Source organism: Tenacibaculum sp. ZH5_bin.1, assembly GCF_042865525.1.
Classification (GTDB): domain Bacteria; phylum Bacteroidota; class Bacteroidia; order Flavobacteriales; family Flavobacteriaceae; genus Polaribacter; species Polaribacter mesophilus.
The window spans coordinates 421,884-444,365 of record NZ_JBEGIO010000002.1; the positions used below are offsets into that span (position 1 = coordinate 421,884).

The following is a 22,482-nucleotide window of genomic DNA, read 5'->3' on the forward strand; positions in this document are numbered from 1 at the left end:
ATGGAATTTAACAAAATTATAGCTGTAACAGGTAAGCCAGGTTTGTATGAAATCTTATCACAAACTAAAACAGGAGTTATCGTAAAATCTATTGTTGACGGTAAACGTTTTCCTATTACTGCTACTCATAACGTAAGCTTATTAGAAAATATCGCTATTTACACGTACGAAGAAGAAGTGCCTTTAGCACAAGTACTTAAAAATATTGCTGATAAAGAAGATGGTAAAGAAGCTATTTCTCACAAAGAGAGCGCTAATAAATTAACTACTTATTTTGGAGAAGTATTACCTGGATTTGATGAAGAACGTGTGTACGCTTCAAACATTAAAAAAGTAATTCAGTGGTACAACATCTTAGCGAAAGCTGAATTTGACTTTAGTACGTTAGCTGAAGCTGAAGAAACAACTACAGAAGAAGCTTAAATCGTGAATACTCGTAAGCAACAGTTAGCCGCCTTTAATCGTTTGTTAGACATCATGGACGATCTTCGTGAGAAGTGCCCGTGGGATAAAAAACAAACCTTACAAAGTCTACGTCATTTAACTATTGAAGAAACCTACGAGTTAGCAGATGCTATTTTAGACAACGATTTACAAGAAATAAAAAAAGAATTAGGCGATGTGCTTTTGCACATCGTCTTTTATGCTAAAATAGGAAGCGAAAAACAAGCTTTCGATATTGCTGATGTTGCCAATGCAATCTCAGATAAACTTATTGACCGTCATCCGCATATTTATGGTGATGTGGTGGTTGAAAACGAAGAAGACGTTAAGAAAAACTGGGAAAAGCTCAAACTAAAAGAAGGGAATAAATCGGTTTTAGAAGGCGTTCCAAAAAGTTTACCTGCAGTAGTAAAAGCCAATCGTATTCAAGATAAAGTTGCAGGTGTTGGTTTTGATTGGGAAGAACCACATCAAGTGTGGGAAAAAGTTCAAGAAGAGCTTTCTGAGTTGAACGAAGAAATCAAAAACAACAATCAGGAGAAAATAGAAAAAGAGTTTGGAGACGTTTTGTTCTCCATGATTAACTACGCTCGTTTTATTGGGGTAAATCCTGAAAATGCCCTAGAAAAAACCAATAAGAAATTCATCAACCGCTTTCAGTTTTTAGAAGAAGCTGCCAAAAAAGAAGGCAAGCAACTTTCTGACATGACCCTCGCTGAAATGGATGTGCATTGGGAAAATTCTAAGGAATTTTTCAAATAGTCATAATTGGGAGAATTCGAAAGAATTATTCAAATAGTCATAATTGAGAAAATTCAAAAGAATTCTTCAAATAATCATAATTGGGAATAAAGACATTTTTAGTAGGCACTAAATACCACTTCTATTAGGCACTAAATGTCTTTTCCACTATGCACGAAAAGGCTTTTCCACTATACATATCAAGTTTAATAGTACTTTAGCTCGTTTCGAGTTAAGTTTAGGTTCAATGACCTCCCCGCTATGATATTTCCTGTCATTCCGAACGCGAGAGAGGAATCTCAGCCAATGAAGTTCCAAGTACTCTTTGGAGTCACAAACAATCAACTATAAGATTTCGCAGTTGTACCTCCTTCGAAAGGACAACTAACAACCCAACCGTCATTGCGAGTGAGAACGAAGCAATCTTTGTATCCACTAAAAGATAGCCACGTCGTTATCACTCCTCGCTATAACGTTACTCGTCATTGCGACCGAAGGGAGAAATCTCAGCCAATAAAGTCACAGATACATTTAGAGTTACAAATATTCGATTATAAGATTTCTCACACTTCGCTATCGCTTGGTTCGAAATGACAACTCTCGAACGTCATTATAAGTACCATAACACACGACACTGCTGTCCGTTGGCACCAGACAGTACTATCCTATGACTTTAGACACTACTGTCTGAAGGTTAAGACAACATCTACATAATATAAAAAGAATAGTAACATCCGCTACCAATTCCTTTAATTGTTACTACTCCTTGCTATGATGTTCCCTGTCATTCCGAACGCGAGAGAGGAATCTCATCTAATGAAGTTCCAAGTACTCTTTAGAGTCACAAACACTCTATTATAAAATTTATCAGTCGTACCTCCTTCGAAATGACAACTAAGAACCCAACCGTCATTGCGAGTGAGAACGAAGCAATCTTTGTATCCACTAAAAAATAGCCACGTCGTTATCACTCCTCGCTATAACGTTACTCGACATTTCGACCGAAGGGAGAAATCTCACAATTTAGAGTACAACTACTAATATTTCCCTATTTTTACCCTATGAACATTATCATCATCACCGGAGGAAGTAAAGGAATTGGTAGAGCCTTAGCCGAAAAATACGCACAAGAAAATTACAGAGTATACTCACTATCCAGAAGCATTGTCGATTTAGAAAATGTGGTACAGCTTTCTGTGGATTTATCTGATACCAAAGCCACACACAACACGTTTAAAATGTTATTAGACGAAATTCAGAAATTGGAAGTTTCATCGATTACCTTGGTGAATAATGCGGGAAGACTCGGTACCATAGCGAACCTAGAAAATATTCCTTCGGAAGATATTGCCAAAAGTATTCATTTGAATACCACTACTCCACTGATTTTATCCAGTTTGTTTATCAAAGCCACACAACAGTTAACCTGTAAAAAACAGATTATTAGTATTTCTTCTGGGGCTGCGGTAAAACCTTATGAAGGTTGGAGTATTTACTGTACGTCTAAAGCTGCGATTGATATGATGACCAAAACCATTGCTGCGGAACAAAACGAGCTTAAAAATGGCGTAAAATGCAATGCTATTTACCCTGGTGTGGTTGATACCAACATGCAAACTGATATTAGAAGTACCAATGAAAAAGATTTTAAAAACGTACAACGTTTTATCGATTTAAAAGAAAACGACCAGTTGTACACTCCTGAGTACGTTGCAGAAACTATTTTTACCATAGACACCCAAAACAAACTACAAAATGGGGATATTGTGGATATTCGGAATTTTTAAAATATAATTTGATTATAAATTACTTTCTAGTAACTTGTCTGTTATTGAATATAAATCATTAAAATGAATTCATATTCTCAAACGAGTTGCAACAAGTTTTAGAAAATTATGGACGAAAAAGAAAAAATCCTGAATAAATTAAACGAATTATCATCTTATTCTAATTTTCTAAAACTTGTGTTATTTCTTATAGACAAGAATTTAAATTGTAATTTTAAAGAATTAGAAACTAGAGATTTGAAAGTGATACTGAATGAATATGAGGTTTCATTCCTTTTAGGTCTTTGGTTAAAGAACAGAAACAAAGTCCTAAACAAAAACTTAACCATTGAAAAGCATGCAAAAATTATCCATCAACTCATGGATGATTATCACATGACTTTTTTATCTTTTTTCCCAAAACTTGACCCTACAAAAACTGATTATCAAATTGATTTTTTAAATAGTCCTGAAGCTATAAAAGAAACAATATATTATGCTGGTTCAGGTGCATATGATTATCAATATTTTAATTTTTATGAGAAGAAATACAAACTCGATGAAAACTGGATATTGGAAAATAAAGGATTTAAATTAAAAGAGGCTAAAGAGCTTTTTAATTATATTAAAACATTACTGAACTATAAACTCAATACGGAAAAATTCAGAAAAGATATTTCTAAATTTTACACTATTTCTGCAAATAACTATGTGTTCAAAAAGAATCCAAATTTTATAAAAATATTAGATAGTATATCTATAAAAGACGATGAAGTTTTGAATCAAAACTTTAATGAATTTGGAGATTTTAATACTTTTAGAATTAGACCTGTATTAAAAAACGGAAATAATTACACAATTCCAATCCCTTATTTATTAGCAGAAACGATTTATGACAGTCCATTTTATTGGATGAATAATGACAAAAAATATTCGTCTATTGCTCTTAAAAACAGAGGAGATTCAGCAGAAAAAATTGTCAAAGAAATTTTAGAGAGAAAAATTAATAAGACAAACATACACACAGAACTTGAAGTTAAACAAAAAAAAACAGAAACATTAACCGACATTGATGTTTGCATTATTGAAAATAATAAAATGCTAATCTTTCAAGTAAAAGCTAAACGATTAACTCAGCTTTCCAAAGAAGGTAACATTAAACAGTTTCATAAAGATTTTAAACTTGCTATTCAAGATGCCAATAATCAAGCTTTAATACCCTATGAATACATATTAAAAAATAATTGCTTTTTACTATCAAAAGAAAGTGGAAAAAAGATTGATTATGGAAAAATAGAAGAAATATATCATGCTTGTATAGTTCTTGATAATTATGCTTCTATAACAGCTCATACAAGATTATTCTTCCACCAAGAAAACACTATTCCAGTCGCAATGAGTATCTTTGATTTAGAAATCATCTTACATTACATTAATGATTTTGATAATTTATTTGATTATCTAAAAAAAAGAACAATTAATTCAAAATATTTCTTTGCCGATAATGAATTAACGTATTTTGGAATGTACTTAAAAAATGATTTAAAAAAGTTTCCGAATTCAGATTTTGTTGGAATTGATAACGATTTTGCTCAAAAGTTTGATAAAGATTATTATCCTAAACTCTTAAATAGAAATGAACCTAACTTTATTGAATTAATTAAAAACATTGGTAGAAATGATTTTTGTTTTTGTGGTAGTGGAATTAAATTTAAAAAATGTTGTTTATAAACTAGTTACCAACAAAGTATATGGTAATTTGCTGCGGTTTCCTCCTACTAACAAATTTTCTTAATCCAATATCAATTTAAATTCTAATAAGCATCCACATCCACAATAAAACGGATGGGTCTAAAATCTTTGACGGCTTCAAAAGTATTTTTAATTTTTTGTAGTTGTTCTTTGGTTTTTCCTAACGATTGTTTTGGCGGTATTTTAATTACTAAATTCTTAATGTACTGGTTTCGAATACGAGAAACTGCAGGCGCTGTGGGGCCTAATACATTTTCATGAAACACATTTTGTAAAGCTTTGGCTAACCAGTTGATACCGTTATCAACACGCGTGTAATCTTTGTGTTTTAAGGTAATTTTTATCAAACGATAGTACGGCGGATAATGAAACTGCCAACGATCTTGCAACTGCTCTTTATACATTTCTGTATAGTTGTTAGTAGATACCTGCTGTAAAATCTGATGATACGGATTGTAAGTTTGTATGGCTACATTTCCTTGCTTTTTAGTACGTCCTGCCCTACCCGATACTTGTACCATCAACTGAAAGGCACGTTCATGTGCTCTAAAATCAGGGAAATTGAGCATAGCATCTGCATTTAAGATTCCTACCAACGATACGTTTTCAAAATCCAATCCTTTCGAAAGCATTTGCGTTCCTACCAAAATATCAATTTCTTGCGCTTCAAAAGCCCCAATAATCTTTTGATACCCATATTTACCGCGCGTGGTATCTAAATCCATTCGTCCAATGTTATGATTTGGAAATAGTTCTTTTAATTCTAGTTCTATTTGCTCCGTTCCAAAACCTTTGGTGTCTAAGGTAGCACTTCCACAAGCACCGCAACTGTTTGGCATCGCACGTTGGTAATGACAATAATGACATTTTAACTCTTTACGGAATTTATGATAGGTTAAACTCACATCACAATTCGGACATTGAGGAGACACCCCACAAGTAGTACATTCAACCACAGGCGAAAACCCACGTCGGTTTTGAAATAAAATGACCTGCTCTTTTTCGTCTAAAGCTTCGGTAATCATTTTTAACAAACGATCCGAAAAATGACCGTTCATTTCCTTTTTTCGATGCTTTTCTTTTATGTCTATCAGCTCGATTTTAGGCAACTGAATGTTTCCGAAACGACGAGTTAATTCTATAAATCCGTATTTGTTTTGCTCAGCGTTAAAATAACTCTCTATTGATGGTGTTGCAGAGCCTAACAATACTTTTGCTTGGTGTAAATGTCCTAATACTACTGAAGCATCACGTGCGTTGTAACGGGGTGACGGTTCAAACTGTTTGTAAGACGTTTCGTGCTCTTCATCCACAACAATCAACCCTAAATTTGAAAACGGTAAAAACAACGAAGAACGCGCTCCTAAAATAACCTGCGCTTTCGGTTTATTTTCTAACACATTATTCCACACCTCTACTCGTTCGTTCATCGAGTATTTTGAATGGAATACCGAAATAAAGTTTCCAAAATAATTTTGTAAACGGGTAATGATTTGGGTTGTTAAGGCGATTTCTGGTAGTAAAAACAATACCTGTTTTCCTTCAGCAATCACTTCTTTAATCAGTTTTACATAAATTTCTGTCTTACCAGAACCTGTAACCCCGTGTAATAAACTTACTTGTTGTGTTTCAAAAGAAGTTTTTATTTGATTGAAAGCTTCTTGTTGAAACTCATTCAGTTCTTTTATCTGATTCGTTTCCCCTTGATAGTTAATTCGATCGGTTTGAATATGATAAAATTCAAAAATATCTTTCTCTACCAAGGCTTTTAAAACTGCGGAAGAAGCTCCCGATTGTTCTTCTAAATCTTTTGCTTTTATTGGCTTTTTAGCCGCTGCTAACTGAAAATACGTTAACACAGCTTCTCGTTGCTTTTTCGCTCTTGAAAGTTCCTCTAGAAGCGTTTGTAAGCCTTCATTTGAGTTATAGTTGTTATGTAACCGAACATACTTAACCAGTTTAGGTTTGTACGTTTCGTAAATTTCTTCTTTAATGTAAATTGCGTTCTTCTCAATCAATCCGTTAATGATAGGAAGTACGGTTTTCTTTCCTAAAATATCAGCAACTTGATGAATGGTTAACTGTGAATGATGTTGTAAGGCTTCAAAAATTAAAAACTCTTCATCAGTTAGTATTGCTTCCTCTTCAAAGTTTTCATTTTTATAGATGATGGTTTCACTTTCTAACAGAAAAGCGGATGGTAAAGCTGCTCTATACACATCGCCTAACGAACACATATAATAGCTCGAAATCCACTGCCAATGTTTTAACTGTTGTTCCGTTATAATAGGCGTATCATCTAATATTTGATGAATGTCTTTGGCTTCGTATACTTCGGGTGCATTTTGGTGAATGTTAAACACCAATGCGGTATATATCTTACTTTTTCCGAAAGAAACCGCTACACGCATTCCTTTTTTTAGGAAAGAGGCTTCTGCTTCGGTTACCGTATAGGTAAACGTTTTTTGTAACGGAATGGGTAATATGACGTCGATGAAATATGACATTATTCTACTATTTCTAATGGAGCTGGTGGTGGGGGTGAATTGTAAAAATTAGTACGATTCCCATTTTCATCTATAAACGGAAAAGCTTTTTCTAATATGATCTGTAATGGATATTTTTTCTTAAGAGAATCTGTATTTTTCTTATTAAAACCAGTAATAAAATTATAATATGATGTTGAAATAGTATCCATTTTATTTTTTAAACTTTCTTTAGAACTATCTATGCTTTCTGAAAATTCTAAAAACAGCAAACTTTTATGTGGACTATCAGCAAATTCAGGATTTTCTCTATTATTAAAAAACTGTTTCTCCAACATCTTTTCTAAGCTAACTGTATTAAAATTATATTTTATTCGGTTATGATAAAACAAACTATCTATAGAAGAATCAATATATAATATATTTTTAAATTTAATTAATCCACAAGCTGCATTACCACAAACAATAATTTTTCTAATTGAAAAAGGAATATCATTTTTAGATGTTTTTATAAAATATCTTGTTTTCTTTTTATAATAGTTCTTACAAAAAACTGAGGTTAGTGACTCAAAGTTCTTCACCGTATCTAAATCAAAAACAAAAGTTGAGTCTGTATTTTTCTGTGTAGGAAAAACATCTTTCATAGTTAAGGCTTGTTCCTTTACTGTTTTGTAACAAGAAATAATTAGCAGAAATAAAACAGGAAGTATGTAAAAAGTGGTTTTCTTCATCTAACATCAAAACTACACAAAAATGAGCAGACTATAAATACTAAGTTTGTGTATTTAACCTTTAGTTTGTACGGTATTTTATACTAAACTCTATAGGGTTGTTTGATTTAATTACTTATCATTTCTAAGTACAACCTTTCTACTTTAGCTCTCGCCCAAGGTGTTGTTCTTAAAAATTTTAAACTAGATGTATAGGTTGGATTCTTTTTAAAAGCATTTATATTTAACATCTCTCCCATTTCTTCCCAACCATACTCTAAATATAATTCTTCTAACATGGTGGCTAGTTTTATTCCGTGAAGCGGATTGTTTGGTTGTTCTTGACTCATGCTACAAAGGTAAATATTCTATTGTAGTAATTCGTCTAACAAAATTCTAAATTTATCACTATTCCAATCGGCAGGTCCTTTTTTATCTACGACAATAGTTCCGTTTTTATCAATTATAAACGTCGCAGGAATTGAATTGCTTACTAGTTGATCTGGTACTTTTGATAAAATGTTATACGTTGGTAAATCATACCCTTTGTCTTTATAAAAAGCCTCAATAGTCGTCCAGTCTTCGTTACTCACAAATACAAATTCAACCTTGTCTTTATAATCGTCATATAACTTTTGAATACTTGGCATTTCGGCAATACAAGGTGGACACCAAGTTGCCCAAAAATTTACAAAAACTACTTTATTCTTAGTTTCATTAAAATCTATATTCGAAGTATTTAAGCCTTTAAGATTCCAATTGTAGTCGTTTAACATTTCTCTTTTTTCTTCAGTAATAGTTGAAGGAGAAAACGAAACTAACCTAATAAAATAAATTTTAGTTGGTGGGTATAATAATAGGCCAATTATTATAACAAATGCAATGTTTAAGATTGTTTTTTTGTTCAGCTTCATTAAGTTTATCCTTTGATTCAGGTTGTCGTTTCAAACGTTAAGAAATTACAACAACTTTTTCTTTTAATTTTTCATCAAATCTACTATTCTTAGCTAAAACAAAGAAAATATTAACAAACATTTGGGTAATATACTCTTACATATTACTCAAATTCAACTGTATTGTTTGCTAATTTTTCAATACTTTAGCATCACTTTTTTAAACAAACAATACACAATAATAAAACCAACATGAATAAAATAATGTTTACTTATTATTTTATTCGTTAAAAGGTTACAAAAACAATAAAAAACAAACACATGAAAAATACAGCTTTATCACATGTACATGAGGCTTTGGGAGCAAAAATGGTTCCTTTTGCAGGTTATAATATGCCTGTACAATACGAAGGAGTAACTGCTGAACACGAAACTGTTAGAAAAGGAGTTGGTGTTTTTGATGTAAGCCATATGGGAGAGTTCTTTTTAAAAGGAGAAAACGCTTTGGCTTTAATTCAAAAAATATCTTCTAACGACGCTTCTAAATTAGTTCCTGGTAAAGCACAATATAGCTGTATGCCTAATGCTGATGGAGGAATTGTAGATGATTTAATTATTTACATGATTGCTGAAAATGAGTATATGTTGGTAGTAAACGCTTCTAATATTGAAAAAGATTGGAACTGGATTTCTCAACACAACGATTTGAATGTTGAAATGGAAAATCGTTCTGAAGATTGGTCGTTATTAGCTATTCAAGGTCCTAAAGCTGCAGAAGCAATGCAATCGTTAACTTCAGTTGATTTATCGAATATTAAATTCTATACTTTTGAAATCACTGATTTTGCTGGAATTCCGAATGTAGTAGTTTCTGCTACTGGATATACTGGTTCTGGTGGATTTGAAGTATATGTAAAAAATGAAGATGTTGAACAACTTTGGAACAAGGTTTTTGAAGCTGGTAAAGATTGGGGAATTAAGCCTATTGGGTTGGCTGCTCGTGATACTTTACGTTTAGAAATGGGATATTGCTTATATGGTAACGATATTGATGATACGACCTCTCCTTTAGAAGCTGGCTTAGGATGGATTACTAAGTTTACGAAAGACTTTGTAAATGCTGAAGCTTTAAAAGCTCAAAAAGAAGCGGGTGTTACTCGTAAATTAGTTGCATTTGAATTAACTGAGCGTGGTGTTCCTCGTCATGATTACGAAATTGTTGATACCGATGGAAACAATATTGGTCGTGTTACTTCAGGAACGATGAGTCCGTCGTTAGGAAAAGGAATTGGATTAGGATATGTTACTATTGAAAACTCTAAAGTTGATAGTGATATTTTTATCCAAGTTCGTAAGAAACAAATTCCTGCTAAAGTAGTGAAGTTACCTTTTTATAAAGGTTAATAATATTTCTTAAAAAAAAGCAGCTTTTAAAAGCTGCTTTTACCCCTTAAAGAATAATTTAATTTTCCCCAAAAAATTAAATTAAATGCTCATTTTTACTTTGAGCACTTCAAATATCTAGAACAAAAAAGCCTTTTTAGTTTTAACTTCCTTAAATGACACCTTTTTAGATATGAGTGTGTTATTTTATTCCTTAAAAGTAAAAAAGCAGCTCCTAAAAGAACTGCTTTAACACTGTAAATCAATAATTTAAATATTATTAATCTTTTTTCTCATCGTCTTTTGATGCTTTGTTCCAGATTTTAATTTCATCAGAAGCAGTAACTCCTTCTAAAACTTCAATATTTACTCCGTCTGAAACTCCTAGTTTTAACTCACGCTTTTCAAACTCCTCATCTCCCTTTTTTATTTCTACATAAGGCTCTTCTGTTTTCTTATCAAAACGTAATAACGATTCTTTAATAGATAAAACACTATCTTTTTTCTCTAATACTATATCTGCATTCGCACTGTATCCTGCTCTTACAAAATAATTATCATCAAGTTTTACATCTGCTTTAATTTTAAACTGTACAGCTCCGTTTTCTTCTGTTCCTTTTGGTGCTATAAAGTTTAATATTGCTGGAAATTTTTTATTTTCAATGGCTCCTAATGAAACTTCAATGTTTGATCCTTTTACTAATTTTCCTACTTCTGATTCATCTACTTTACCTTCAAAAATCATTTTCTCCATATCAGCTATTGTTGCTATGGTTGTACCTTCATTAAAGTTATTTGATTGAATAACTTGATATCCTTTTTTTACAGGAATTTCTACAACCATACCAGAGGTTGTCGCTCTAATATTTGTATTAGCTCCGGCAGAACCTACAGATCCTTTCTTAATTATTTGATAATCGTTTTGAGCATTTCTTAAGTCATTTTTTGCTTGATTGTATGATAATTGCGATGCTTCAAAATCTTGACTAGAAATTACGCCTTTGTCGAATAAGTTTTTATTTCTATCATATTGCGTTTTTGCATTGTTTAGTCTAATTTGTATAGAGTTAATCATTCCTCTGGCACTTTGTAACGATTGTTCGTTAGGTACTACTCTTACCGTTGCTAACAAATCACCTGCTTTCACTATTGCTCCTTCTTCAACAACTATTTTATCTATAATTCCTGCTATTTGAGGTTTTATTTCAACTTCTTCTAAAGGAACAACTTTTCCTGTAGCTACTGCTTTTTTAACAATTGTAGTTCTGAATGGTTTCTCTGTTTCATAGGTTACCACACTTTTTTGATTTTTCTTTCCTAACCAAATTAGGATGACTACAAATAATAGTGCTACTATTCCTAAGATAATTTTTGCTCTTTTGCTCATGATTAATTGATTATTTCTTTTTTTATTCTTCTCTTAATGCTTCGATTGGTTTTACTACTGTTGCCATATATGCTGGTATTAATCCTATTAAAGTTCCTAAAATTACTAGGATTGAAAAGGCTAGCATTACTATGGGTATATTTACGGTTGGATTTACTAATGTTGGATCGTCTCCTCCTCCTACTAAAAGATCTAATAGGAATAGAACAAGTCCTCCAAAAATAATTCCTAGCATTCCTGCCACAGTGGTTAAAAACACTGACTCTAATACTATTTGTCTTTTAATACTTATTGGAGTTGCTCCTAAAGCTCGTCTAATTCCAATTTCTTTCGTACGCTCTTTTACGGTAATTAATAAAATGTTACCAATGGCAAAAACTCCTGCTATTAAGGTTGCAATCCCAACAAACCATGTTAAAAACTGCATTCCTGTTAAAAAGCCCATTAATTTATCTATTTGGTCTCCTAAATTTACACTTCCAAAAGCTCTTTTATCTTCTGGGTGTACTTTATGCAAGTTTTTTAAGGTTAACAAAATATCTTTTTCCATCTGCTTGATATCTACTCCTTCATTAGCTGTAATCATCATCCAATCTACTTTATTAGATGTGTTGTATACTTTTTGAAAGGTTGTAAATGGAATGTAAGCTGTATCTCCATCAATATCTATAGTATTTGAAGGTTTATATACACCTACAACTTTGTAATTAACGTTACTAATTTTTACATACTGCCCAATAGGTACTTCTTTTTTATCAAAGAGTTGTTTGTACATATCTTCAGAAATAACACAAACTTTAGAGTTGTTCTTTATATCATTCTGATTGAGAAATCTTCCATAGATCAAATCTTTCTTTTGTACACGATCTAAAACGGGATAATCTCCACTAACCTGAAAATCACCTGATTTAAAATCTTTAACAACAGTACCATTAGTTTGATTTCTAGGCGCCAATAACTTTATTTCATTACTATATTCTTTTTCAAGAACTTCAATATCTTTAAATGTTAAATCAAATCTTCTTCCTTTTTGAAACCCTTTAAAAGGCATGTCTGTTCTCTGTGTCCATAAAAAAACACTGTTGGTAGCAAAATCTCCAAAAATTCTTTTAAAGTTATTTTCCATACCACGAGCAGCGCCTAACAAGACTACTAATATGAAAATTCCCCATAGTACCCCTACAATAGTAATACCTGTTCTTAATTTATTTTTACGAATACTTCCGTAAATTTCTTGCCAAGTGTCTGAATCAAATAAAAACTTCATAATTAGTCTGCTCTTAGTGCTACAATTGGTTTAATTTGTGCTGCCTTTTTTGCTGGTAAATACCCTGCTATTAATCCTGATAAGATTAAAATAATGGTAGCTCCTATTACAATTCCCGGACTTACACTTGGGTCTTTTATAAAGTATTTTTCTAAACTATCTCCAATAGCACTTAAAATATAGGTTCCTAAACTTAAACCTAAGTACCCTGCTATGGTTGTTATTAAAATAGATTCTTGAATTACCATACCAATTATTGAAGATGGTTTTGCTCCTAAAGCCTTACGAATTCCGAATTCTTTTGTACGTTCTTTAATAACAAAAATCATAATATTACTAATACCAATAATTCCTGCTATTAAAGTTCCAGAGCCTACAAATATGACAATAAAGTACAATGCAAACATAAATTGGTTGATTCCTTTGTTTGCTTCTGCCATATTTCTTACGGATAAAGCACTTTGGTCATCAGGGTGAATGTCTAACTTTTTACGTAAATCTCTTTCTAGTCGATTACCAAACGTAATAGCCTGATCTAAATTTAAATCTGGATTATACCCTATATTAATTTGACTGATATAATCGTTATTTCCGTATAGTTTTTGTGCTGTTGTTACAGGCATGTAGGTTAATCGTTCTTCATTATCTCCTCCTTTATCTGAAAATATTCCGACTACTTTATATGAAATACCATCAACATTTACTCTTTTTCCTAAAGCTGGTTTTTCTCCAAATAAATCTTGTTTAACAAGACGACCAATAATAATAACCTTTGCATTATTTTTTAAATCTAACTCGTTAATATACCTTCCTTCATCAATAATTGTTTTTTCTAAAAATTGATGATCTGGATGTACAGCTCGTAATTGATAATTATTTTGATTGTTCTTATAAGTTATATTTACACTCTTGTATATTCTTGCTGTTAAATGTTGAATCTTGTTTTCATATTCATCTTTAACATAATCAAAATCCTTATTTTTTAGCTGAATTCTTCTTCCTGTTTGTAACCCTTTGTATGGCTTAGAGGTTTTCCACACTCTTACAAACATAGCATTGGTTGCATCGTCTACAAAAGCTGTTTTAAACTGATTTTGTAATCCAGATACAATTCCAAATAATAGTGTAAACAATAAAATTGCAAAAGCTACCGTAAATCCTGATAAAACCGAACGCAGCTTATTTTTACCAATACTTTGAAATATTTCTCTCCAGCGATCTAAATCAAACATAATTAAATTGCTTTTGCTTTATTCGTTGCTGTTTTTGTTAACTCATCGCTAATAATAACACCATCTTTTAACCGAACAACTCTATTAGTTTGTTCTGCTACTTCTTCTTCGTGTGTAATTACAAAAACAGTCATACCTTCATCGTTAATTTCTTTTAATAAATCCATTACCGAATCGGTTGTTGTAGAATCTAACGCTCCTGTTGGTTCATCTGCTAATACAACTTTTGGCTTGGTAGCTAAAGCTCTTGCAATTGCTACACGTTGCTTTTGACCTCCAGAAAGTTCATTTGGTAAGTGATTAGCCCATTCTTTTAACCCTACTTTTTCAAGATATTCTAAGGCTATTTCTAATCGTTCTTTTCTGCCAACTCCTTTATAGTATAATGGTAATGCTACATTCTCTAAGGCTGTCTTATAAGAAATCAAATTGAATGACTGAAAAACGAATCCTAAAAACTTATTACGTAATACTGCAGCTTTCTTTTCATTTAAGTTTTCTATCAACTGTCCGTTTAAGTAATAGTTTCCTTCATCATGTGTATCTAATAAACCTACAATATTTAATAAGGTAGATTTCCCCGATCCTGAAGACCCCATAATTGATACAAATTCGCCTTCTTTTATATGTAAATCTAATCCTTTTAAAACATGAAGTGAGTCTTTTCCTATAGGATAAGATTTGTGAAGATTTTCTATTCGAATCATAGTGTTAGTTAATTTTTAAATAAAAAATAAATACTAATTCTTCTAATCTACTAATAAATTATTGTTAAATCATTATTTACTTTCTTACAAGACGCTTAATTTTGATTTATGTTACAAGTTAACACTTAATTTTTTGAAAAAAATTAAATATGAACAATTTACCTAGTAATAAAAAAGTGATTTTATTTGATGGTGTCTGTAATTTTTGCAACGATAGTGTGCTAAAAGTTATAAAATATGATGTTAAAAATCAGTTTGTTTTTACTTCTCTTCAATCGGATATAGGAAAAGAAATAACACAATATTTAGGGATAGACACTTCCAAGGTTGATTCTATTATTTTATACGAGCCAAATGTTGCTTATGATATTAAATCTACAGCTGCGTTAAAAATTATGAATGATTTTGGTGGAGTTTGGAAATTAACGCAATTTTTTTTGATATTTCCAGAGAGTTTTAGAAACTTAGTATACGATTACATTGCTAAAAATCGCTATAAATGGTTTGGTAAAAAAGATGCCTGTATGGTTCCTTCTAAAGAAATACAAGAAAAGTTTTTATAAAAAACAAGCTCACCAAATTGGTGAGCTTATGCATAGCAATATTTCCCTTTTCTAGGGGACGACTTAATTAAAATAAATTTTTGAAGCTCCTACTCCTACTTCTGTTGAATATATTTTATTCTTAGTATTAATATCATACACCATTAACTCACTTACTTCTTGAAATTCATATTCAGCAACAAATAATTGATTATCTCTTACATTCATTCCATAAATAACTCCTACATCAATACCTTCTTCAGCTAACTCATTTGCTGTCTCTTTAATACCGTAAACTTTATCTGTATTTCCTTGATAATAATATATTTTGTTATTAGAATATGCTAAATAAGTAGCCCTTTTATTTTCAGGAAAAGCTAATTCTTTGATTATTGTATTATCAGTTGTATTAATAATAGAAATTGAAGAAGGAGTATTTTTAGTAGCTTTATAGTATGGAGCTGGTCCATATTCTAAAGGTTTACCTTCAGACAAAACAATTAAATTACCTGTAGCATCAAAAGCCATATCATCAGGATTATCTTTTACTGTTATTGTTGATACTACATTATTATTATTTAAATCTACTACAGAAACAATGTTGTTTGATGACCAACCTCCTTTATGTGAGATATATAATTTATTACCTTTATTTACAATTTGCTCTACACCATTAGCTAGTGAAATTGTATTCTCTTCAATAGTATTAGTTTCAATATCTATAATAGCTACATAATCATCATTCTCATTTGCACCATCACCCCAGTTTGTAACATATCCTTTTCCATTTACAATAGTCATATATCTTGGATTGTTTAACCCTGTTGTAATTTGTCCCTTCTTTTTAAAAGTATATCTATCTGCAATTACAATCATATTAGCATCATTTAAAATGATATAAGCATCTGTTTCAGAAAAAGCTATTGATTGAATTAATCCTGCTAACAATGCTCCATTTTTACCTGCATAAATAAAATTTTGTGACTCAGATAACTCATTATTCACGTAAGAAATAAATCCATCTTTATTTCCATAAAGTCCTTCTCCACTTACAATAACTCCATTATCGTATTTGTCTCTAATTACTTCAACTATTTTATCTTCACTAGAACAAGAGATAAGTACTATACTTATTAAAAAAAGTTGTAAAAGTAGTTTTGTTATTTTCATTGGTTTAAAATTTATAATTTAAATTGATATTAAAATTTGTTCCTGGCATAGGACGCAAATTTGAGAAATAATACACTTCATTAAATATATTATTAAGCATGAATCCTATCGTTGGAAGTTTTGATTGTTCTCTAGATAACTTAAAGGTTACTCCTAAGTTTTGAACATTTACCGATTTTACAGAATAAGTTTTTGAGTTTGTTGGGTTTGTATATACACTACTTTGATATAAACTTTGTATAAAAATTTTCATCCTTTTATAATCATATCCCACATTAAAATTTAATAAATGCTTTGGTGCAAATGGTAATACTTTTCTTGTTTCTATATTTTCCGCTAACGTAAACGTATAATTGGAAGAGAAGTCAACTATATGTTCTCCTATCTCTTTCTTAAAACTCACATAAGTTTCAATTCCTTTATTAACCACATCACCTACATTTCTTGGTCTCCACAAATTGCTGCCACCTGTTGGTAACCAAAGAATTTTATCATTAATATGGATATAAAATAATGTAGATGTTATATTTATATTTTCATTTTTAAGAGAAGCTCCCAATTCCCCTTGTTTTGAATTTTCTGGTATTAAGTTTAAATTTCCTACTACAGGCCAATACATTTCATTATAAGTAGGTACTCGATAATTTGTTGAAAAATTGGCTAGGATGTTTAATTGATTAGCTAATCTATATTCTCCTCCTACGAATAAAGACAGAGGCACATTAAAATCTGAATTAATTTCTTTTCTAACTTGTAAATTCGTTATTAATTTTTCAGTAGGTTGATATTTAACACTTCCTACAAAAGCAACTGAATTTCTTATTTCAGTACCTATATCAGAACTACTGCCGTTTATATTTTCATAAATAGTTTTGTAATTAAACGACAAAACATTAGATGATCTATAAGTTAAAGAGTGGTTTATAAATACATTTTTTGACTTTCCAAATTCAAAATTTTCAACATCCTTATTCCTATAATAACTATACTTTTGTGTTAGATAGGCTAAGTTTAACTCCTGTTTAAACTGTGACGAAAACGCATACTTCCATTGTAATAAATTTCGTTCATTGAAATCTTCATTTCGTTCGCTACTCGCAGATGGATTTGGGAAACCGTTGGAAAAAAAACGATTTCCATAGTAAGCGGTCGAATAAAACGATAAAGTATTTGTAGGAGTAAACTTATAACCTATGACAAAATTAATTCCGTAGTTTTTGTAATTACCATTTTCATTAGTTAGTAGGTTTCCATAATCATCTTTATACCGCTCATCAATATATGTGTAATCATTATCGGAATAATTAAACGTAGAAGCTAATTTTATACTCCACTTATCTGTTCCTACTGAGCTTTTAAAAAAATTAGACGTTGTATTGTAACTTCCGTAAGAAGTAAATAATTGAAATTTTTGATGCTCTTTAAACAACAATTCATCTTTCAAGTGTACCGTACCACCAATGGCACCAGAACCATATTCAGCACTATTTCCTCCACTTTGAACAATGATATTATCATTCAAGCTTGCAGATAATGAATTAAAATCTGTTTGTCCGCTTCCTACAGCATTAATAGGAATACCATTCCATAACACTAATGTATTTGAAGCCGATGTTCCTCTAAAACGAGCGGTACTCACACCTCCATTTCCATAATCTCTAAAAGCTATTGGACTATTATATCGTAGAAGGTTTGTTAAGTTGATAGGGTTTTTTGTTTGTTCTTTTATCCCAATCTTTAATTCTTTTGTAGCAATGCGTTTTTTTTCTACATTTCTCTTCCCGTTAACTATTACCTCTTTTAATTTGTTAATAGCTATTGTATCTTTTTGAGAAAAAAGATTAATCGTAAAAAACAGTATAAATATTATTGTTATTTTCTTCATTATACATTAAACTTTTATCCCGAAAGTTTTAATTAAATTATAATAATTGGCAGGTCTCCTGGCTTGCGTCTTGTAACATACCTTCCCATTAAAAAAACAGTGGTTTGAGTATTTGTTACAAGCTTAATAGCTTACAGTTGCGGGAACAGCTTCGGTTTTGCACCGAATTCCCTTTTAATTCTCTTTAATAGATAATTAAAGAAAAACCAAAAATCACGGCAAATGTATAGTATTCTTATAAATTAGCAACCATCAAGTCATGATAATTTGCGAATTTTGTTTGTAGGTTTTCTGGAAGCATATAATATTCTGGGTGAATCATTTTTGCCAAACATTCAATTCCTTCCACCAAAGTACCAGCAGAAGATTGTGTAAACATGGCAAAGTCGGCAATGTACACTTGTTTATTTTTTACAGATCTCAAAGACTTCCATTCTTCTCTTTCTTCTAAAAACTTCATATCTTCAAGTGTTCTATCAATTCCGTATCCGCAAGGAGCGATAATCAATACCTCTGGATCGTATTTTACAATTTTATCCCAAGAAATTACAATGCTATCTCCTGATGGATGCGATAACAAATCGATTCCACCTGCATATCCTATTTGATGAGGAATCCAGTGTCCGCAGTTGAACAACGGATCAATCCACTCTAACAACATCACACTTTTCGACTGGATTCTGTGTTCACGTTGTACATCCACAATATCATAAATACGTTTTTTCAATCCACTCACATATACCTCTCCTACCGCTTCCTGCTTCATCGCTTTTGCAATGGTTAACGCATTCTCAAAAACGTCTTCTAAAGAATTGGGAGTAATTGATATTAATTCTGGAACTTTAGGTAATTTATAAGCTGATTTTGCCACAGATTCTGTATCTATCTGGCAAACATCACATACATCTTGTGTAAAAACAATGTCGGGTGCGATACTTTCCAAAACAGGTTCATCAACATAGTACAACGTCTTTCCTTCTGCCTTGGTTTTAGAAAAAATAGCCGTTATTTCTTTACTCGTTAACACTTTTCCTTCCAACTTATATCGAACAGCTACTTCTTTTTCTTGTAAAGCTACTTCTGGACACTCAAAAGTAATTCCGTTTAAATAGTTCTGTAAGCCCATGTCATAAATCATTTGGGTTACTGCTGGCATAAAAGAAGATACTGTCATAATTCGTGGTTTTAGTTCAGCAAAAATAAACAGTTCTCTATTTTAATTTGTTTTTTATTAAAAATCTTTCCAATCTTTGTGTCAACATAAAATACGATTTCATGATATATTATATCTCAGGAGGTGAACGCTCAGGTAAAAGCAGCTATGCTCAAAAGCTAGCAGAATCTTTATCTGACACCCCTATTTACCTAGCCACCTCTCGTATTTGGGATGAAGATTTCAAACAACGAGTTGACAGACATATTTCTGATAGAGATGAACGCTGGAGCACTGTTGAAGAAGAAAAATGGTTAAGTAAGGTGATCTCTGACAAACAAACGGTGGTTGTTGATTGTGTTACACTATGGCTAACAAACTTCTTTGTAGATACAAAATACGATATTGAAAAGGCATTAGAAATTGCTAAAGAAGAAATTAACAAGTTGGTTGAAATTGACGCCAATATTATCATCATTTCTAATGAAATTGGTATGGGATTACATGCCAATTCTGAATCTGGAATAAAATTCACACAACTACAAGGCTGGACGAACCAACACATAGCTAAACTAGCTGATAAAGCTACTTTTATGGTATCTGGACTTCCTTTAACTTTAAAATAACACATGACAACAACAATAACTCCTCTATCAAAAGATTTACAGAACGAACTTCAAGAAGAAATCAACTTCAAAACCAAACCTATTGGTGCTTTAGGAAGTTTAGAAAAAATCGCCATGCAAATTGGTTTAATTCAAAATACCACTACACCTGTACTCTCAAAACCTACTATTATGGTTTTTGCAGGAGATCATGGAATTGCTACCACAGGAAAAGTGAGTCCGTACCCACAAGAAGTTACGCAACAAATGGTGTTTAACTTTTTGCAAGGAGGTGCTGCTATTAATGTGTTTTGTAAACAGAATAACATTCATTTAAATATTATAGATGCTGGTGTAAATGCTGATTTTGAAGAGCATCCACAACTTACCAATGCCAAAATAGCAAAAGGGACACAAGATTATAGCACTACCAAAGCCATGACGCTAGAACAATGCCAAGAAGCTTTAGAAAAAGGAAGACAATTGGTAAGAAAGGTGTATAGCGAAGGTTGTAATGTTATTGGTTTTGGTGAAATGGGAATTAGCAACACATCATCTGCGGCTTTGTTAATGAGTTATTTTACCAATACACCTATTGAAAACTGTGTGGGTAGAGGTACTGGAGTGGATGACAAAGGACTACAAACAAAAGTCGACACATTATGTGAGGTTTATAAGTTACACGCCGATTCTATTTCAACACCTATGGAAGCCTTAACTGCTTTTGGCGGATTTGAAATTGTAATGATGTGTGGAGCCATGTTAGAAGCTGCTTCTTTAAAAATGACTTTACTTATTGATGGTTTTATTGTTACTGCTGCCCTATTGGCCGCTCATGCTATGGAATCTGATATTTTAGACTATTGTATTTTCTGTCATAATTCAGGAGAACAAGGACATCAAAAAATGTTAGAATTTTTAAATGCTGAACCACTTTTAAACTTAGGTTTACGTTTAGGTGAAGGCACAGGTTGTGCGGTTGCATTTCCTATTATTCAATCGAGTGTAAACTTTTTAAACGAAATGGCTACTTTTAAAAGTGCCAATGTTAGCGAAGCCTAGTTATGATAAAAAGACAAATCCATTATTTTTTAACTGCTGTATTGTTTTTTACACGAATTCCGTGTCCTAAATGGGTAGATCATTCTCCTGAAATACTCAACAAAAGCAGTCGCTATTTTTCTTTAGTAGGAATTGTAGTCGGAAGCATTGCAGCATTAGCCTATTTTGCTTTTTCTTATATTTTTCCTACGGATATTGCTATTGTAATTAGTATGATTAGTTCCGTTTGGATTACAGGAGCTTTTCATGAAGATGGATTTGCCGATGTTTGTGATGGTTTTGGCGGCGGATGGACCAAAGAAAAGATTTTAACCATTATGAAAGATTCCAGACTCGGAACTTTCGGAGTAAGCGGTTTGGTCTTTATCCTAGCTATAAAGTTTTTAGCTCTATATCATTTACAAAACCTATCCGTTAATTTAATTTTAGCAATTATCTCAGGACATAGTATTAGCCGATTTATCGCAACGGTTTTATTGTATACACATGACTATGTAAGAGATATTGACAGTTCTAAAATAAAACCAACCACCAAACAAATGAGTAGTAAATCGCTACTCATATCAGCTATTTTCGGAGTAGTTCCCTTATTTTTCTTTCAAAAACCAACGGTATTTTTAGTATTACTTCCATTATTGCTCACCTATTTTTATATGGGGCACTTTTTTAAAAAATGGATTGGTGGTCAAACAGGAGATTGCGCTGGTGCTTTGCAACAAGTATCTGAAATTGTTTTTTATCTAAGCCTACTCGCCTTATGGAAGTTATTTTAGTACGACATACCACACCTGATATTGCCAAAGGTATATGCTATGGTCAGGCAGATATAGGGGTTGCGACTACTTTTGAGGAAGAAGCGAGCGATATTCTAAAAAAAGTTCCTGTCAACGACGCTGATGTAAGGTATTATAGCAGTCCCTTACAACGTTGTAAGCTTTTGGCTGAAAAACTTTCATCCACAGTAATTTTTGACAATCGATTAAAAGAACTTGATTTTGGTGATTGGGAGCTCCAAAAATGGAACGATATTGATAAAAAAGAACTCGATATTTGGATGAACGATTTTGTAAAAACCCCTGCTAAAAACGGAGAATCCTATATCAATTTACACAATAGAACTACCAGTTTTTTAACCGAATTAAAAGCTAAAAACTTCCAAAAAGCGGTGCTTGTTACCCATGCGGGTGTAATGAGAAGTCTTTGGGCTTATATGAATGAAATTCCGTTGGAAAAATCATTTGAATTAAAACTAAATTACGGAGATACACTTACTTTCCATCTATAAAAACATCTTACT

At 31.8% G+C, this 22,482-nt stretch carries 21 protein-coding genes and 1 riboswitch; of the genes, 10 read left to right on the top strand and 11 right to left on the bottom strand.

Annotated elements, in window-relative coordinates; genetic code table 11:
• The 4 genes from ABHQ57_RS09955 (at nt 1) to ABHQ57_RS09970 (ending at nt 4,682) form a co-directional block, all read left to right on the top strand.
• Nucleotides 1–423: a DUF5606 domain-containing protein gene (locus ABHQ57_RS09955; RefSeq protein WP_273695109.1), complete on the top strand. Its 423-nt coding sequence runs from the start codon at nt 1–3 to the stop codon at nt 421–423.
• 3 nt (nt 424–426) lie between these two features.
• Nucleotides 427–1,206, top strand: a complete 780-nt coding sequence (mazG, locus tag ABHQ57_RS09960) for a nucleoside triphosphate pyrophosphohydrolase (protein ID WP_121146917.1) — start codon at nt 427–429, stop codon at nt 1,204–1,206.
• 1,040 nt (nt 1,207–2,246) lie between these two features.
• Complete coding sequence (locus tag ABHQ57_RS09965) at nt 2,247–2,972, top strand: (S)-benzoin forming benzil reductase (RefSeq protein ID WP_389863534.1); 726 nt, start codon at nt 2,247–2,249, stop codon at nt 2,970–2,972.
• A 108-nt stretch (nt 2,973–3,080) separates the two neighbouring features.
• Nucleotides 3,081–4,682 (top strand): YecA family protein, encoded by a 1,602-nt coding sequence (locus ABHQ57_RS09970; RefSeq protein ID WP_389863537.1) that lies wholly within the window; start codon nt 3,081–3,083, stop codon nt 4,680–4,682.
• Nucleotides 4,683–4,765: 83 nt separating this feature from the next.
• Here the strand turns inward: ABHQ57_RS09970 and priA are convergent, their stop codons facing one another.
• From priA to ABHQ57_RS09990, 4 genes are all read right to left on the bottom strand, one after another.
• Nucleotides 4,766–7,210, bottom strand: coding sequence for a primosomal protein N' (gene priA / locus ABHQ57_RS09975; RefSeq protein ID WP_389863540.1), 2,445 nt, complete (start codon nt 7,208–7,210; stop codon nt 4,766–4,768).
• Nucleotides 7,210–7,920, bottom strand: coding sequence for a hypothetical protein (locus tag ABHQ57_RS09980; RefSeq protein ID WP_389863542.1), 711 nt, complete (start codon nt 7,918–7,920; stop codon nt 7,210–7,212). The genes priA and ABHQ57_RS09980 overlap by 1 nt, the downstream gene beginning before the upstream one ends.
• Before the next feature lie 107 nt (nt 7,921–8,027).
• On the bottom strand, nt 8,028–8,249 hold the full coding sequence (locus ABHQ57_RS09985; protein WP_173360259.1) for a VF530 family DNA-binding protein: 222 nt from the start codon (nt 8,247–8,249) through the stop codon (nt 8,028–8,030).
• Nucleotides 8,250–8,267: 18 nt separating this feature from the next.
• Nucleotides 8,268–8,813 carry a TlpA disulfide reductase family protein gene (locus tag ABHQ57_RS09990; protein WP_073183919.1) on the bottom strand — a complete coding sequence of 182 codons (546 nt, stop codon included), beginning with the start codon at nt 8,811–8,813 and terminating at the stop codon, nt 8,268–8,270.
• 300 nt (nt 8,814–9,113) lie between these two features.
• Here ABHQ57_RS09990 and gcvT point away from each other — a divergent pair, with 300 nt between their 5' ends.
• Nucleotides 9,114–10,196, top strand: coding sequence for a glycine cleavage system aminomethyltransferase GcvT (gcvT, locus tag ABHQ57_RS09995; RefSeq protein ID WP_073183917.1), 1,083 nt, complete (start codon nt 9,114–9,116; stop codon nt 10,194–10,196).
• Between the two features lie 259 nt (nt 10,197–10,455).
• On the opposite strand, the gene ABHQ57_RS10000 is transcribed toward gcvT, so the two are convergent.
• From ABHQ57_RS10000 to ABHQ57_RS10015, 4 genes are read right to left on the bottom strand one after another with little or no spacing between them, the layout of a single operon-like run.
• The gene (locus ABHQ57_RS10000; RefSeq protein WP_047788721.1) at nt 10,456–11,562 is read right to left on the bottom strand and encodes an efflux RND transporter periplasmic adaptor subunit; all 1,107 of its coding nucleotides are present in this window, start codon (nt 11,560–11,562) and stop codon (nt 10,456–10,458) included.
• 22 nt (nt 11,563–11,584) lie between these two features.
• Nucleotides 11,585–12,829: an ABC transporter permease gene (locus tag ABHQ57_RS10005; protein ID WP_159491010.1), complete on the bottom strand. Its 1,245-nt coding sequence runs from the start codon at nt 12,827–12,829 to the stop codon at nt 11,585–11,587.
• A 2-nt stretch (nt 12,830–12,831) separates the two neighbouring features.
• Nucleotides 12,832–14,061, bottom strand: coding sequence for an ABC transporter permease (locus ABHQ57_RS10010; protein WP_159615007.1), 1,230 nt, complete (start codon nt 14,059–14,061; stop codon nt 12,832–12,834).
• A 2-nt stretch (nt 14,062–14,063) separates the two neighbouring features.
• On the bottom strand, nt 14,064–14,768 hold the full coding sequence (locus ABHQ57_RS10015; protein WP_073183911.1) for an ABC transporter ATP-binding protein: 705 nt from the start codon (nt 14,766–14,768) through the stop codon (nt 14,064–14,066).
• A gap of 149 nt (nt 14,769–14,917) precedes the next feature.
• On the opposite strand from ABHQ57_RS10015, the gene ABHQ57_RS10020 reads away from it, so the two are divergent.
• Nucleotides 14,918–15,331, top strand: coding sequence for a thiol-disulfide oxidoreductase DCC family protein (locus tag ABHQ57_RS10020; protein ID WP_167713779.1), 414 nt, complete (start codon nt 14,918–14,920; stop codon nt 15,329–15,331).
• Nucleotides 15,332–15,394: 63 nt separating this feature from the next.
• Here the strand turns inward: ABHQ57_RS10020 and ABHQ57_RS10025 are convergent, their stop codons facing one another.
• The 3 genes from ABHQ57_RS10025 to ABHQ57_RS10035 all read right to left on the bottom strand — a co-directional run bounded on the left by ABHQ57_RS10025 (nt 15,395) and on the right by ABHQ57_RS10035 (nt 19,539).
• On the bottom strand, nt 15,395–16,480 hold the full coding sequence (locus tag ABHQ57_RS10025; protein WP_047788716.1) for a YncE family protein: 1,086 nt from the start codon (nt 16,478–16,480) through the stop codon (nt 15,395–15,397).
• 4 nt (nt 16,481–16,484) lie between these two features.
• The gene (locus tag ABHQ57_RS10030; protein WP_167713778.1) at nt 16,485–18,365 is read right to left on the bottom strand and encodes a TonB-dependent siderophore receptor; all 1,881 of its coding nucleotides are present in this window, start codon (nt 18,363–18,365) and stop codon (nt 16,485–16,487) included.
• Between the two features lie 30 nt (nt 18,366–18,395).
• A riboswitch (cobalamin riboswitch) is annotated at nt 18,396–18,591 on the bottom strand.
• A 9-nt stretch (nt 18,592–18,600) separates the two neighbouring features.
• Nucleotides 18,601–19,539: an ABC transporter substrate-binding protein gene (locus ABHQ57_RS10035; RefSeq protein WP_167713777.1), complete on the bottom strand. Its 939-nt coding sequence runs from the start codon at nt 19,537–19,539 to the stop codon at nt 18,601–18,603.
• Between the two features lie 101 nt (nt 19,540–19,640).
• Here ABHQ57_RS10035 and ABHQ57_RS10040 point away from each other — a divergent pair, with 101 nt between their 5' ends.
• Genes ABHQ57_RS10040 through cobC form a run of 4 tightly spaced genes read left to right on the top strand, consistent with a single transcriptional unit; the run spans nt 19,641 to nt 22,470 of the window.
• Nucleotides 19,641–20,144 carry a bifunctional adenosylcobinamide kinase/adenosylcobinamide-phosphate guanylyltransferase gene (locus tag ABHQ57_RS10040; protein WP_167713776.1) on the top strand — a complete coding sequence of 168 codons (504 nt, stop codon included), beginning with the start codon at nt 19,641–19,643 and terminating at the stop codon, nt 20,142–20,144.
• Nucleotides 20,145–20,147: 3 nt separating this feature from the next.
• Complete coding sequence (gene cobT, locus ABHQ57_RS10045) at nt 20,148–21,185, top strand: nicotinate-nucleotide--dimethylbenzimidazole phosphoribosyltransferase (protein ID WP_167713775.1); 1,038 nt, start codon at nt 20,148–20,150, stop codon at nt 21,183–21,185.
• 2 nt (nt 21,186–21,187) lie between these two features.
• Nucleotides 21,188–21,958: an adenosylcobinamide-GDP ribazoletransferase gene (locus tag ABHQ57_RS10050; protein WP_196781624.1), complete on the top strand. Its 771-nt coding sequence runs from the start codon at nt 21,188–21,190 to the stop codon at nt 21,956–21,958.
• Nucleotides 21,943–22,470: an alpha-ribazole phosphatase gene (gene cobC, locus ABHQ57_RS10055; protein WP_167713774.1), complete on the top strand. Its 528-nt coding sequence runs from the start codon at nt 21,943–21,945 to the stop codon at nt 22,468–22,470. The genes ABHQ57_RS10050 and cobC overlap by 16 nt, the downstream gene beginning before the upstream one ends.
• Nucleotides 22,471–22,482 lie beyond the last annotated feature (12 nt).